Origin of the sequence: Mycetocola reblochoni REB411 (assembly GCF_900163835.1) — a bacterium.
In the GTDB taxonomy this organism is placed as follows: domain Bacteria; phylum Actinomycetota; class Actinomycetes; order Actinomycetales; family Microbacteriaceae; genus Mycetocola_B; species Mycetocola_B reblochoni.
Genome location: NZ_FUKR01000006.1, coordinates 135,719 through 149,798 on the forward strand (window position 1 = coordinate 135,719; position 14,080 = coordinate 149,798).

13 protein-coding genes are annotated in these 14,080 nt (G+C 68.7%); all 13 read right to left on the reverse strand.

The annotated features are described in order from the left end of the window. Positions 1-43: 43 nt before the first annotated feature. On the reverse strand, positions 44-1,654 hold the full coding sequence (gene miaB, locus FM119_RS01365; RefSeq protein ID WP_087135896.1) for a tRNA (N6-isopentenyl adenosine(37)-C2)-methylthiotransferase MiaB: 1,611 nt from the start codon (positions 1,652-1,654) through the stop codon (positions 44-46). A gap of 10 nt (positions 1,655-1,664) precedes the next feature. Further along, complete coding sequence (locus tag FM119_RS01370; protein ID WP_179205147.1) at positions 1,665-2,174, reverse strand: regulatory protein RecX; 510 nt, start codon at positions 2,172-2,174, stop codon at positions 1,665-1,667. Between the two features lie 356 nt (positions 2,175-2,530). Continuing rightward, a complete protein-coding gene (gene recA / locus FM119_RS01375; protein ID WP_087135898.1) occupies positions 2,531-3,571 on the reverse strand; it encodes a recombinase RecA in 1,041 nt (346 codons plus the stop codon). A gap of 236 nt (positions 3,572-3,807) precedes the next feature. Next, a complete protein-coding gene (locus FM119_RS01380; RefSeq protein WP_087135899.1) occupies positions 3,808-4,032 on the reverse strand; it encodes a DUF3046 domain-containing protein in 225 nt (74 codons plus the stop codon). 94 nt (positions 4,033-4,126) lie between these two features. Continuing rightward, complete coding sequence (locus FM119_RS01385; protein ID WP_087135900.1) at positions 4,127-4,438, reverse strand: helix-turn-helix domain-containing protein; 312 nt, start codon at positions 4,436-4,438, stop codon at positions 4,127-4,129. A 137-nt stretch (positions 4,439-4,575) separates the two neighbouring features. Continuing rightward, on the reverse strand, positions 4,576-5,103 hold the full coding sequence (locus tag FM119_RS01390) for a CinA family protein (protein WP_087135901.1): 528 nt from the start codon (positions 5,101-5,103) through the stop codon (positions 4,576-4,578). Beyond that, entirely contained in the window at positions 5,100-5,684 is a 585-nt protein-coding gene (gene pgsA / locus FM119_RS01395) for a CDP-diacylglycerol--glycerol-3-phosphate 3-phosphatidyltransferase (RefSeq protein ID WP_087135902.1), read from the reverse strand. Before pgsA ends, FM119_RS01390 begins: the two co-directional genes overlap by 4 nt. Positions 5,685-5,760: 76 nt before the next feature. Next, a complete protein-coding gene (locus tag FM119_RS01400) occupies positions 5,761-8,679 on the reverse strand; it encodes an FtsK/SpoIIIE family DNA translocase (protein ID WP_087135903.1) in 2,919 nt (972 codons plus the stop codon). A 60-nt stretch (positions 8,680-8,739) separates the two neighbouring features. After that, on the reverse strand, positions 8,740-9,663 hold the full coding sequence (locus FM119_RS01405; protein ID WP_087135915.1) for a cation diffusion facilitator family transporter: 924 nt from the start codon (positions 9,661-9,663) through the stop codon (positions 8,740-8,742). A gap of 310 nt (positions 9,664-9,973) precedes the next feature. After that, positions 9,974-11,650, reverse strand: coding sequence for a ribonuclease J (locus FM119_RS01410; protein WP_087135904.1), 1,677 nt, complete (start codon positions 11,648-11,650; stop codon positions 9,974-9,976). 20 nt (positions 11,651-11,670) lie between these two features. Then, a complete protein-coding gene (gene dapA / locus FM119_RS01415; RefSeq protein WP_087135905.1) occupies positions 11,671-12,648 on the reverse strand; it encodes a 4-hydroxy-tetrahydrodipicolinate synthase in 978 nt (325 codons plus the stop codon). Positions 12,649-12,657: 9 nt separating this feature from the next. Then, positions 12,658-13,188 carry a dihydrofolate reductase gene (locus FM119_RS01420; RefSeq protein ID WP_087135906.1) on the reverse strand — a complete coding sequence of 177 codons (531 nt, stop codon included), beginning with the start codon at positions 13,186-13,188 and terminating at the stop codon, positions 12,658-12,660. Continuing rightward, positions 13,185-13,991 (reverse strand): thymidylate synthase, encoded by an 807-nt coding sequence (locus FM119_RS01425; protein WP_087135907.1) that lies wholly within the window; start codon positions 13,989-13,991, stop codon positions 13,185-13,187. Before FM119_RS01425 ends, FM119_RS01420 begins: the two co-directional genes overlap by 4 nt. Between the last annotated feature and the right edge of the window lie 89 nt (positions 13,992-14,080).

Here is a 14,080-nt window from a genome sequence, read left to right on the forward strand (position 1 = left end):
CGGGAGGGCGCCACCTGATCGACGGCGGCCGGTCGGAATCCGTTCAGCGTTCGCCGTCCGTCGGGTCGTAGATGGGCATAGTCCCGATGCCCGGCGACGTGAGGGGGCGGGCACCCACACGCAACGACGGCAAGCCGATCGATACCGGGCCTCCGCTCGCCGCGGAGGACATACCGGTGGGAGGGACGTCGCAGCTGTCCGCCTGCGCACGATCCCAGGCGTCACCGGCCGCCGTGCGTCGGATCGGCAGCCTCCCGTCGGGGCCGAGGTCGGCGAGCAGGAAGTGCGGCGCCGCCTCGGTCACCGTGACCGAGACGACATCACCGGGGCGAGGCAGGTCCGCCGACGCGGGTAGCTCGAAATGGACGAGCCGCGAGTCCTCAGCCCGTCCGGACAGCCGGCGGGTCCTGTCGTTCTTCCGGCCCTCACCTGTCGACACGAGGAGGTCGACTCTGCGCCCGATGAGTGCACGGTTCTCCTCGAGACTGATCCGCTCTTGCAGGGCGATCAGGCGCTCATATCGTTCTTGAACGACGTGTTTCGGGACCTGGTTCTCCATCGTCGCGGCAGGTGTCCCCGGGCGAATCGAGTACTGGAAGGTGAATGCGGAGGCGAAACGCGACTGCTCGACGACGCGGAGAGTGTCCTCGAAGTCCGCATCGGACTCCCCAGGAAACCCCACGATGATGTCGGTCGAGATCGCCGCGTGCGGGATTCGCTCCCGCACGCGATCCAGGATTCCGAGGAACTTGGACGAGCGGTAGGAGCGGCGCATCGCCCGCAGGATCCGGTCCGAGCCGGATTGAAGCGGCATGTGCAGCTGCGGCATCACGGCGGGCGTCTCGGCCATCGCGGCGATGACGTCGTCGGTGAATGCCGCCGGGTGGGGACTGGTGAAGCGGATCCGCTCAATACCGGGGATCGCCCCCGCGGCGCGCAAGAGCTTTCCGAAGGCCTGGCGGTCGCCGAACTCGACGCCGTAGGAGTTGACGTTCTGGCCGAGCAGCGTCACCTCGATCGCACCGTCGGCGACGAGAGCTTCGATCTCCGCCAGGATGTCGCCGGGACGGCGATCCTTCTCCTTGCCGCGGAGGGAGGGCACGATGCAGAAGGTACAGGTGTTGTTGCAGCCCACCGAGATGGACACCCATCCGCTGTAGCTGGAGTCACGCTTGGTCGGGAGAGTAGACGGGAAGGTCTCGAGTGCGTCGAGGATCTCGAGCTGCGCCTCGTCGTTGTGGCGTGCACGCTCGAGCAGACTCGGCAGCGCCCCCATGTTGTGCGTGCCGAAGACGACGTCAACCCACGGAGCCTTCTCGAGGATGGCGTTCTTGTCCTTCTGCGCCAGGCACCCGCCGACCGCGATCTGCATGCCCTCGTGGCGCTTCTTCACACCCGCGAGATGACCGAGGTTGCCGTAGAGCTTGTTGTCGGCGTTCTCTCGCACCGCGCAGGTGTTGATCACGACCACGTCCGGTTCACGACCGTCCGCCTTGACGTACCCCGCGGCCTCGAGGGATCCGCTCAGTCGCTCCGAGTCGTGCACGTTCATCTGGCAGCCGAAGGTGCGGACCTCGTAACTACGCGCGCGCGATCCCTCAGTCGCCGCGGAGGAGACCGGGATGACCGTGGGGGTCTCTGAGGTGCTGCTCATAGACACGATTCTACGTCGTGGTGAATCGGACACCGGACCCGCCGGACTCGGCAAGGGCGCGGTCGACGGCTTGACGCACGATTACACCGCTGTAGCCTCGCCGGGCGAGGAATCCGCTGAGCCGGCGATGGGCGACCTCGGTACCGAGGCTCGCCACCTGCGGTGCCCGCCGACGCGCGAGTTGCACCGCTCTCTCGAGCTCATCCGCGTCGTCGATGTCGGCCAGGAGCTGGTCGACGATGTCCGCCCGGATCAGACGCTCGCCCAGGGTGCGCCGCGCTGCCTCACGCCCCTGACCCTTCCGCGATTGGGCCTTGACCAGCAGCTGCTCGGCAAGAGACGCGTCGTCGACGTAGCCCCAGGAGCGCAACTGCTCAAGAACATCGTTCGCCTGGTGAGCGTCGAGCCCCTCGTCCAGGGCCGCGCGCAACACTTCTGCCTCGCTGAGCCCCCGACGCCGAAGACGAGCGACGATGCGATCCCTCACGGTGGCAAGGACATCGTCCGCCACGAGTGTCACGACAGCCTCTGAGCGCTCCGCTGGGCCGGCGGTGCCGGCACCCTCGATCGTCGCCACCTGCTCGCCCGCGGTACCCCGAGGAGTCGCCGAGCGAGGCGGTCGAACATCAATCCCTCGCGCCGCGAGCGCGGATTCCATCGCGGCGACGGCTTCCCCGTCGCCGGTGAGTGACGTCGATCCCGACGCACCACCGCCGACCGGCACGCTGCTCTCCCGCGACGGCGTCGCGCTCCGGCCCCGAGCTCGTTTCGCTTTGGCCTCCGCGAAGAGGCTCACGGGAGCCAAACCCGAAACATTGTCGCGCTCAAGCGGCGAGCCGTCCCCACCCGACGACTCGAAACGAACGACCACGACGCTCAGGCGCCCTTCTGAACCGCGGGGGCGTCTGCGACCTGATCAGACTCGACGAGGCCCATCTTGACCTTGATCTTCTGCTCGATCTCGGCCGCCACCTCGGGCGTGCGCTTGAGGAAGTTACGCGCGTTCTCCTTGCCCTGGCCGAGCTGGTCGCCCTCGTAGGTGTACCAGGCACCGGACTTCTTGACGATGCCGTGCTCGACACCGAAGTCGATGAGGCTGCCCTCTCGCGAAATCCCGACGCCGTAGAGGATGTCGAACTCCGCCTGCTTGAAAGGAGGCGCCATCTTGTTCTTGACGACCTTCACCCTCGTGCGGTTGCCGACGGCGTCGCCGCTGTCCTTCAGGGTCTCGATGCGGCGGATGTCCATACGGACCGAGGCGTAGAACTTCAGAGCCTTTCCACCGGCAGTGGTCTCCGGGCTGCCGAAGAAGACACCGATCTTCTCACGGAGCTGGTTGATGAAGATCATCGTGGTGTTGGTCTGGCTGAGACCACCCGTGAGCTTGCGGAGGGCCTGAGACATCAGCCTGGCCTGCAGACCGACGTGGGAGTCACCCATCTCTCCTTCGATCTCGGCTCGCGGCACAAGAGCTGCCACGGAGTCGATGACCACGAGATCGATGGAGCCGGAACGGACGAGCATGTCGGCGATCTCGAGTGCCTGCTCACCGGTGTCGGGCTGGGAGACGAGAAGCGAGTCGATATCGACACCGAGCTTCTTCGCGTACTCGGGATCGAGCGCGTGCTCCGCATCGATGAAGGCGGCGATGCCTCCTCCGCGCTGCACGTTCGCGATGGCGTGCAGCGTGAGCGTCGTCTTACCCGAGGACTCGGGGCCATAGATCTCGACGATGCGGCCGCGTGGGATTCCCCCGACGCCGAGCGCGACGTCAAGAGCGATCGACCCGGTGGAGATCACCTCGACGGGTGCGCGCTCGTCGCTGCCGAGACGCATGACCGAGCCTTTGCCGAACTGACGGTCGATCTGGGCGAGTGCGGTCTCGAGGGCCTTCTCGCGGTCGGTTGCTGAGGGCATGACATCTCCTGAGTCGTTGAGGTTGGGCCGCCTACAGGCTGTTCCAGCACGGGGACCGGAGACAAGGCGTCAGCGTGAACCGCTGTGTCTGCGACGTTATTGCCAGCCACCGACATACGGTGACTCGGCCTCGACGATGCGGAACGGTGGAACGGATCGCGCCTTGTGAAGAGACTACGACTGAACGAAGGAATGTTCGAGTAGTGGCAGCTGGCGTGTCGAAAATGAGTGCGAGGTCACGGGCGCGGTTCGGGCCTGCCGGCTCCATGGCGCCTCTCCGGCGGAACGTCGACCGCCTCGCAGAGCGCGAGCCAGACGCGTCGGGGGTCGACCCCCGCCTCGATCGCCTCGTCCGCTGTCACGGAGCCGAGAGCGCCGAGGACCAGGTCCGCGCAGAGGACCCTGGCCCTCGACCGGCCGAACTCCGCGTCGACGGCCCGGGTGAACTCGCTCAGCGTCATGCCGACAACCGTACCGGCGCGACCATGGCGAACGCGAAAGGACCCCGGCCGAGTGACCGGGGTCCTTCCGATGACGCGAAGCGCCGGCGCGACGTCAGTGTGCCATCACCTCGGCGTCGAGCTCGGCCGCCACGATGTCTGCCGGAATGGTGTCCGGCACGATCGCGAGGCCCTCGATGACCGCGATGCGGTCGCCGACCTCGCGCATGATGGACGAGATCGGGGTGTCGAGCGCCTCGGCCACCGAGGCCAGGATCTCGCTCGAGGCCTCCTTCTGGCCGCGCTCGACCTCACTGAGGTAGCCCAACGCGACGCTGGCCTTGCTGGCGACCTGTCGAAGGGTGTGCCCCTTCTGCAGTCGGAAGTCACGGAGAACGTCGCCGATTTCCTGACGAAGTAGTACCACAGGTTCCTCCCTAGAGCTGTCTGACGTTGCAGTGGAGTGGTCCGTCACGAGTAGAGAACCGGTGACGCGATCAACATTAGCGACGCCGACTGGGCTTTGCTTGTCAATCACTGATCAAAACACCCAGCCGGACCGCGCTATTCCCTGGGTTGGACGGAGGTGTCGACGAGGACGGTCTGACCCCGCTGACTCAGCACCTCGACCGCCCAGTTGAGCGCCAGGTCGACCGTCGCCGCGCGCACCGCCGGCCTGTCGCCGTCCAGTTGGAGCGGCAGCGCTCTCGACCACGACCCGGCTGACAGGCCGACGAAAACCGTGCCCTGCCGGTGCCCGTCGCTCGGACCGGGGCCGGCGACACCCGTCGTCGCCAGGCCGACGCCTGCGGGGCCACCCGGGGTGCGGAACACCCGCCTGACCCCCTCGGCCATCTGCACGGCGACGCGCAGATCGACGGGGCCCGCCTCGGCCAGGACCGCGGCGTCAACCCCTAGAACCGTGGCCTTCGCATCCGTCGCGTAGGAGACCACTCCGCCGCGGAACACCATTGATGCCCCCGGAACAGAGACGATCGCGTCGGAGAGCGCTCCGCCGGTCAGAGACTCGGCGACAGCGAGCGACAGCCCTGCCTCCCGGAGTAGGTCGATCAGCTCCGACGCCCGGCTCACCGCTGCGTCCTGGACCTGAGCGCCGTGACGACGTAGTCGATCCCGCTCGCGACGGTGAGGACGACCGCGATCGTCATCGTCACGACGTTCACCCCCAGGAACCACTCGCCCACCAACTCCGGGAGGGGAACAAGCGCCAAGGAGATCGCCACCCCCTGCATCACGGTCTTCAGCTTGCCCATCCACGCCGCGGCGACCACGTGGTCGCTGAGGACGACCATGCGGTGGACGGTGATCCCCACCTCCCTGACCAGGACGAGGATCGTGACCCACCACGGCAGCTCGCCCGCCACCGACAGGATCACGAGTGCCGCACCGGTGAGGACCTTGTCGGCGATCGGGTCGAGCAGCTTGCCGAGCTCCGTGACCAGGCCGCGGCGTCGCGCGATCGCGCCGTCGATTCCGTCCGAGCCGATCGCGACGACGAACAGCACGGCGGCCCACCAGCGCAGGGGGCCCATCTGCCCGTCGTCGGCGAAGAACAGCCAGACGAAGACCGGCGTGAGCGCGATCCGGGCGATCGTGATCGCATTCGGCAGGTTGAGGTTGGACGGCGTCGCCCGCTGTTCTCCCGTGGTCATCGTTGTCCCCTCGCTGCGTGTCTCCGTCGCGTCGTCGGTGTGCCGTCCCGGCCCGTCACGACCGCGCCGCGGCCCATCAGCCGCGTCCCGTGAGGTGCCAGGCGTCCTCGTCGCCGTCCTCGCCGTCGACCTCTTCCAGGCCGGCACTCATCGCCGCCACCGGGTCGGAGCCGTAGCGGTCCTCGGTCGGGGGCAGCGCGGCGTCCGTGTGGGCGTCGCCGTGGCTCTCGACCGGTGCCGCTCCGTGGTGGTCGGGCTGGCCCGAGGCATCGAACGCGGTTGCGGCTGTGGCCGGCGCGGGCTGCTGTGGCGACGGGGCAGACTGCTGGGCCGACGGCGCGGGCTCGTCGCCGCGGATACGCGCGATCGTCGCGGCCAGCTGATCGGGCACGACCAGCACGTCCCTGGCCTTCGACCCCTCGGAGGGGCCGACGATCTCGCGCGACTCCATGAGATCCATGAGCCGGCCAGCCTTCGCGAAGCCGACGCGGAGCTTGCGCTGCAACATCGACGTCGAACCGAACTGGGACTGCACCACGAGCGTCACCGCCTCCAGCAGCAGCTCCAAGTCGTCGCCGATGTCGGCGTCGACGTCCTTCTTTTGGGCGACAGCGTCGACATCCGCCCGGTAGTCGGGACGTGCCTGTGCGGTCACATGCGTCACCACGTGCTCGATCTCGTCCTCGGACACCCAGGCGCCCTGCACACGGACCGCCTTCGACGCGCCCATCGGCAGGAAGAGACCGTCGCCCTGGCCGATCAGCTTGTCCGCCCCCGGCTGGTCCAGGATGACGCGGGAGTCGGTCACGCTGGTGACGGCGAACGCCAGACGGCTGGGAACGTTGGCCTTGATGAGCCCGGTCACGACGTCGACGGAGGGGCGCTGGGTCGCCAGAACCAGGTGAATCCCCGACGCACGCGCCAGCTGCGTGATGCGGACGATGGAGTCCTCGACGTCCCGCGGCGCCACCATCATGAGGTCGGCGAGCTCGTCGACGACGACGAGCAGATACGGGTACGGCTTGAGCACCCGCTCACTGCCAGCGGGCAGCGTGATCTCGTCGTTGCGCACGGCCTTATTGAAGTCGTCGATGTGGCGGAAGCCGAAGCTCGCCAGATCGTCGTAGCGCATGTCCATCTCTTTCACGACCCACTGCAGCGCCTCCGCGGCCTTTTTCGGGCTCGTGATGATGGGCGTGATCAGGTGCGGCACTCCGGCGTAGGGCGCGAGCTCGACGCGCTTGGGGTCGATGAGGACCATGCGCACGTCCGCCGGGCGGGCCCGCATCAGCAGGCTCGTGATCATGGAGTTGACGAAGCTGGACTTTCCCGAGCCCGTCGAGCCGGCGACGAGCAGGTGGGGCATCTTCGCCAGGTTCGCGACGACGTACCCGCCCCCGACGTCCTTGCCGACGCCGATCGTCATCGGGTGGGTGCTGCCGACCGCCGCCTGCGAGCGCAGGACGTCCCCGAGGGTGACGATCTCCCTGTCGCTGTTGGGGATCTCGACGCCGATCGCGCTCTTGCCGGGGATCGGAGCCAGGATCCGCACCTCGTTGGAGGCCACCGCGTAGGCGATGTTGTTCTGCAGAGCGGTGATGCGCTCCACCTTGACGCCGGGCCCCAGCTCGATCTCGTACTGGGTGACCGTCGGTCCGCGGGAGAAGCCCGTGACCGAGGCGTCGACCTTGAACTGGGTGAACACCTCGGTGATCGCGGCGACGACGGCGTCGTTCGCCGCCGAACGCGACTTCGGCGGACTGCCCTGGGCGAGCGCGGCGGTCGAGGGAAGGACGTAGGGCCCCGCCGGCTGCTCCTGCGCGCGCGGCTGCGGCTCGCCGAGGCCGACGCTGCTGAAGTCCGGAAGCGCCTCGGTGTGCTGCTCGGCGCTGTCGTCGTACAGTCCGGCCCGTGATCCGCTCGTCGCCCCGAGAGCTCCGACCGCGGCCTCCGCCCGGTCGAGGTCGCCGAGGACCTCGGTCATCCCCGAGGCCGCCGGCACGACCGCGGTCGGCGCCTCCGGCTCGATCGCCGTCTCGAAGGAGCCGCGTGTGGATGCGGACGTGCCGAGCAGCTCGGTGACGGCGCTCGTGTCCGGGGCCTCGGTGTCTTCCTCGCGCTGCGTCTTGTTCCGACGCCACCACGGCAGGTGCTCGGCGTCCGTCGCGGAGTCGTCCTCGTCGGCGGCCGCGGTGGCGGGGGCGGTCTCCCGCATCGCCTCAGCGCCGAACGCCCAGACCCAGAACTCCCGCAGTCGGGCCCCCACGCGGTGCGGCGGTGTCTTGGTGATGATGAACAGGCTCAGCAGGAGAAGGAGCGACAGGACGATCCCACTGCCGATCGGCGTGATCACGATGCTCAGCGGTTCGCCGACTACCCACCCGAGCAGGCCGCCGGCCGTCGCCAGGGCAGGCATGCCCTCGGCGGGGTTCGGCCGTGACCCGAAGGTGTGGCACAGCCCTGACACGGTCGTCAGGGCGAGGGCGAAGCCGATCCCGATGCGGCCGTTGTCCTCCACGGAGCTGGGGTGCCGGAACAGCCAGAAGGCCAGCACGATCAGGATCACCGGAAGCGCGTAGGCGACGACACCGAACAGGCCGCCAAAGGTGAACGCGTGCAAGGCCCCCGCGACGGAGTTGTTGACCCCGAACCACTCGACGACCACACCGGCGATCGCCAGCACGATGAGCAGGAACGGCAGCCCGTCCCTGCGGTCCTCCTTCGAGATCTTCTCCGAGCCGAACGCCCTGGCGCCCGCACCGGTCGCGTGCGCGAGGGCCATCCACCCGGACACGAGCGGATTCGTCCGCTCCTCGACGGGGTAGGCAACGGTCTTCGTCGCGGCGGCCTTCTTGGCCGGGGACGGCGACCCGCCGCGGGCGGAACCGGTCTTCGTCGCCCCGGGGGTCGAGCCCGCCCCCGCACGCGAGCGCGTGCCCGACGGGGACGTCCCGCGCCCGCGCGCTCCCGAACCTGAACTGCTCTTGGTGGCCATGCTCCCACGGTAACGCCCAGCGCCCCGGAACTCTCGCCCCCACGCGGTCGGGGCCGCGAGTCACCGGTGCGCGTTGACCTCGTGCTCCTCGTGCGCAGCCGCCTCGATCTGGAACGTCGGATGCACGACGTCGAAGTGCTCCCTCAGGCACGAATCCAGCCGGTCGAGGAGCACGTGCGAGTCACCGGCCATGGTGCAGGCGTCGTCGACGACGACGTGTGCGGAGAACAGCGTCTCGCCCGGAGTGATCTGCCAGGCGTGCACGTCGTGGACGCCCCTGACGCCCGGCAGCTGGAGGATGTGCTCCCTGACGGCGGCGAGGTCCGTTCCCCTCGGCACCGACTCGGACAGCACCCGGACGACGTCGGCGAGAAGAGCGTAGGCACGCGGGACGATCAGCGCGGCGATCAGCAGCGACGCGATCGAGTCCGCCGACGCGAAGCCCGTCGTCATGAGGACGACCGCGGCCGCCACCACCGCGACGGATCCGAGGAGGTCGCCCATGACCTCGAGGTACGCGCCGCGGAGGTTGATGGAGCCTCGTCTGCCACCGCTGAGAACGAGCAGGGCGACGAGGTTGCAGAGGCCGCCGACGATGCCGGTGACGAGCATCACCGTTGCCCCGAGTTCGGCTTCCTCTCCCCTGACCAGTCGCCCGATCGCCTCGATGGCGACCACGATCGCGACGGTGCCGAGCATGAGTGCGTTCGCCATCGCCGCCAGCACCTCGACCCGGCGCCGCCCGAAGGTCTGCGTCGGCGTCGGAGGCTTCGCCGCGATCACGACGGCGACGAGTGCGATGACCAGACCGGCCAGGTCGGAGAGCATGTGCGCGGAGTCCGCGAGCAGGGCGAGGGATCCCGACAGCAGCGCCCCCGTGAACTGGAGCACGACGCCCGACCCGATGACGACGATCGCGATGACGAGCCGCCGCCGGTCGTCAGCCGAGCGCACCTCGGGCGCGTGCGAGTGGTCATGCCCCATGCCGCTCACCTCCGGCGGGGTGGCGGCCGCAGTGACCGCGAGTGGCCGACGCGCCGCTGCCGCGCGGGGGCGAGGCGTCACGGATGGCCGCTCCCGTGCCAGGGAGCTGATGATGACCATTATCGATCCGTCGCCGGTCGCGCCCTCGGACGCGGGAACCGGCGGTCGTGATCATTCACTCCGCACACTACCGTCCCCGTCCCTGCGCGGCCAGCGCAGGCGTCGAACACCCGCCGGGCCAGCACCCCGCCGGGATGCGTCACGCCCCCGACGCGTGGGCATCGGGGGCGTGACGAGGGCTCGCGGGCGGCTACGCCTCGACGACGAGCGGCACGATCATCGGGCGACGGCGGTACGAGGCGTTCACCCAGCGGCCGACCGTCCGGCGAACGACCTGGGTCAGCGCATGCTGATCGCTGACGCCGTTGGCGACCGCGTCCTGGAGCGCCTTGACGATCTTCGGCTTGACGGCGTCGAACACCGCGTCGTCCTCGGCGAAACCGCGCGCACGGATCTCCGGCTCGACGACCATCCGCCCCGTCTGGGCCTCGATCACGACGATGATCGAGATGAAGCCCTCCTCGCTGAGGATGCGGCGGTCCTTGAGGTCGGCGTCCGTGATCTCGCCGACCGTCGAACCGTCGACGTACACGAAGCCGAGCTCGAGCTGGCCGACGAACTCGACGTCACCGTCGCGCATGTCGAGCACGGAGCCGTCCTCGACAACGAAGGTGTTGGCAGCCGGCACGCCCGACTCGATCGCGAGCTTCTGGTTGGCGGCCAGGTGCCGGTACTCGCCGTGCACCGGCATGACGTTGCGGGGCTTGATGATGTTGTAGCAGTACAGCAGCTCCCCCGCCGCCGCGTGACCGGAGACGTGGACGCGCGCGTTCGCCTTGTGGACGACGTTCGCCCCCAGCTTGGTCAGGCCATCGATGATGCGGTAGACCGCGTTCTCGTTGCCGGGGATCAGGCTCGACGCGAGGATGACGGTGTCGCCCTCGCCCGGCTCGATCTGGTGCTCCAGGTTGACCATGCGACTGAGCACGGCCATCGGCTCGCCTTGGGAGCCCGTGGACATGTAGACGATCTTGTCGTCGGGGATGTCCTTGGCCTTGCGGTAGTCGATGAGCACGTTGTCCGGCACCTTGAGGTAGCCCAGCTCCGCCGCGATGCCCATGTTGCGCACCATGGAACGTCCGAGCAGCGCCACCCGTCGGCCGTGCGCGGCGGCCGCGTCCAGGACCTGCTGGACACGGTGGACGTGGCTGGAGAAGCTCGCCACGATGACGCGTCGCCGTGCCTTGCCGATCACCTGGTCGAGCACGGGCCCGATGGTGTTCTCGTGCGGGGTGAAGCCGGGAACGTCGGCGTTCGTCGAGTCGGGGAGGAACAGGTCCACGCCTTCCTCACCCAGCCGGGCGAAGGCACGGAGGTCGGTGAGACGTCCGTCGAGCGGGAGCTGGTCCATCTTGAAGTCGCCCGTGACCAGCACGCTGCCGGCGTCGGTGACGATCGACACCGCGAGGGCATCGGGGATGGAGTGGTTGACGGCGACGAACTCCAGATCGAAGGGGCCGAGCTGCTCGAACTCACCCTCCTTGACGGTCAGCGTCGTCGGCTTGATCTTGTGCTCCTTGAGCTTCGCCTCGACCAGCGCGAGCGTCAGCCCCGAGCCGATCAGGGGGATGTCGCGGCGCAGCCGGAGCAGGTAGGGCACGCCACCGATGTGGTCCTCGTGCCCGTGAGTGAGGACGACCCCGACGATGTCGTCGATGCGGTCCTTGATCGGTGTGAAGTCGGGCAGGATCAGGTCGACTCCGGGCTGGTGCTCCTCGGGGAAGAGCACCCCGCAGTCGACGATGAGGATCTTGCCGTCGATCTCGAACGATGTCATGTTCCGGCCGACCTCGCCGAGGCCGCCGAGGGGGATGACCCTCAGCGTGCCCTTCTCGAGTGCCGGCGGATCATAGACGGGATTGGGCATACGCCCCTCCTTGAGCTGTACTAACGGGTGGTGCCATGCACCTTGGGAAGAGCTCCACCGGCCGCGGCGTTGCGATCAGGCCGGAAACGGCTCAGATCCAGGCCCTCGATCGTGCCGACCAGCGCCAGGTCGTTCTCGATCTGGGCGGCCTCGCTCTCCTCCGGGCCCACGAGGGGCAGCCGGACGCGAGGGCTCGAGATGTGGCCGAGGCCGTGGAGGATGTACTTGGTGGCGACCGTGCCGGGGACGTGCGTCATCAGGGCGCGCACGAGCGGCTCCAGCCGCTTGTGGGCCGCGGTGGCCGTCGGCAGGTCCCCGCGGTTGACCGCGTCGACCATCTCCCGGTAGGGGGCGGAGACGACGTTCGCCGTCACGCCGATCAGGCCGGAGGCGCCGATCGACATGTGCGGCAGGGCGTTGCTGTCGTCGCCGGAGAAGTAGAGCAGCTCCGTCTGGTTGAGCACGCGGCTCACCTCGCTGAAGTCGCCCTTGGCGTCCTTGACGGCGAGGATGTTGGGGTGCTTGGCCGCGCGGAGGATGGTGTCGAACGCGATTGGGATCCCCGTCCGCCCCGGGATGTCGTAGAGGATGACGGGCAGGTCGGTGGCATCGGCGATCATCCGGAAGTGGGTGAGCACGCCGGCCTGCGTCGGCTTGTTGTAGTAGGGGGTCACGATCATGACGCCATCGGCCCCGGCCTTCTCGCTGGCCTTGTACAGCTCGATGGCGTGCGCGGTCTCGTTCGAGCCGCCGCCGGTGATGATCTTCGCCCGGCCGCCAGAGACGGACTTGGCGACCTCGACCAGTCGCAGCTTCTCTGCGTCGGTGAGGGTGGACGTCTCACCGGTGGTGCCGGTGACGACGATCCCGTCCGCGCCGTCGGTGATGACGCGGTCGATGTGACGCTCGACGTCGGGCCAGGACACCTCGCCGTCAGCCGTGAACGGCGTCACGAGGGCGACAAGGACCTGACCGAAAGGATTCTCTACCTGGGGCACTCCCCTAGGCTACCGCGCCGGTGTCCGCTGGGGCGAACCCCGCCGGAGGTAGCTGACGAAGCGGTAGTCCGTTCCGGAGGTGGAGGTCCGCCACGGCCCCGCCGTCGCCGTCCACACCGCCTCGTCGATCACCGGGGCGGTCGTGTCGCCGTCCACGTCGAGACGGAGCTCGGTGACCTCCAGCTCCGACGCGCGCTCGATCGCGCCGCGGTACAGCTCGCCGCCGCCGATCACCCAGACCCGCTCGTCACCGGCGAGGGCGAGCGCCTCCTCGAGCGAGCCGGCGACGTCGGCGCCGTCCAGGATCACGCCGGCGCGCCTGCTCACGACGACGTTGCGCCGTCCCGGCAGCGGCCGGAACCGCGGCGGAAGCGATTCCCAGGTCCGACGCCCCATGACGACGACCGCGCCGGAGGTCACCTGCCGGAAGTGCGCCAGGTCCTCCGGCACGTTCCACGGCATCCCGCCGTCGCGCCCGATGACGCGGCCAGCCGCTTGCGCCCAGATCAGGCCAGGCCCGGAGCGGGCGGGCACGCTCATACCGCGACGGGCGCGGCGATGCCCGGGTGGTGACGGTAGTCGTGGACGATGATGTCCTCGAACCGGTACGCGTCGAGGCTGGGCCGCGTCGCCAGCTCGAGCCGCGGCGGGGGGTACGCCTCGCGGGACAGCTGGCGCTCGACCTGCTCGCGGTGGTTGTCGTAGATGTGGCAGTCGCCACCCGTCCAGATGAAGTCGCCCACGCCCAGGCCGAGCTGGTCGGCCACCATGTGCGTCAGCAGCGCGTAGCTGGCGATGTTGAACGGGACCCCGAGGAACATGTCCGCGCTGCGCTGGTACAGCTGGCAGGAGAGCTTCCCGTCGGCGACGTAGAACTGGAACAGCGCATGACACGGTGCGAGGGCCATCTCGGGGATGTCGGCCACATTCCAGGCGGACACGATCATCCGGCGCGAGTCCGGGTCGGTCCGCAGCGTGTCCATGACCTGCGCGATCTGGTCGATGTGCTGGCCGTTCGGCGCCGGCCACGACCGCCACTGGACGCCGTACACCGGACCGAGCTCCCCCTCGGGCGAGGCCCATTCGTCCCAGATGGTGACACCGTTCTCGCGCAGCCAGCCGACGTTCGAGTCGCCGCGGAGGAACCACAGCAGCTCGTACACGATCGACTTCAGGTGGACGCGCTTGGTGGTGACGAGGGGAAAGCCCTCGGAAAGGTCGAAGCGCATCTGCGCGCCGAAGAGACTCGTCGTGCCCGTCCCCGTTCGATCCGACTTGGCCGTCCCCGTCTCCAGCACCAGACGGAGAAGGTCCTCATAGGGGGTGCGCACGATCTGTTCCACCCGAGCGATGCTACGCGGTCCGCCCGGTGACGACCAGTCGCGGAGCTGGTCGTCACCGGGCGGACCGCGTAGCATCGCTCGGGTGGTAC

Coding starts and splice junctions, on each gene's coding strand:
- FM119_RS01380 (WP_087135899.1), bottom strand. CDS start 4,032: ATGACGCTGAGCGAGTTCACCCGGGCCGTCGACGCGGAGTTCGGCCGG.
- FM119_RS01420 (WP_087135906.1), bottom strand. CDS start 13,188: ATGAGCGTGCCCGCCCGCTCCGGGCCTGGCCTGATCTGGGCGCAAGCG.
- pgsA (WP_087135902.1), bottom strand. CDS start 5,684: ATGACCACGGGAGAACAGCGGGCGACGCCGTCCAACCTCAACCTGCCG.
- recA (WP_087135898.1), bottom strand. CDS start 3,571: ATGCCCTCAGCAACCGACCGCGAGAAGGCCCTCGAGACCGCACTCGCC.
- miaB (WP_087135896.1), bottom strand. CDS start 1,654: ATGAGCAGCACCTCAGAGACCCCCACGGTCATCCCGGTCTCCTCCGCG.
- FM119_RS01400 (WP_087135903.1), bottom strand. CDS start 8,679: ATGGCCACCAAGAGCAGTTCAGGTTCGGGAGCGCGCGGGCGCGGGACG.
- FM119_RS01410 (WP_087135904.1), bottom strand. CDS start 11,650: ATGCCCAATCCCGTCTATGATCCGCCGGCACTCGAGAAGGGCACGCTG.
- FM119_RS01405 (WP_087135915.1), bottom strand. CDS start 9,663: ATGGGGCATGACCACTCGCACGCGCCCGAGGTGCGCTCGGCTGACGAC.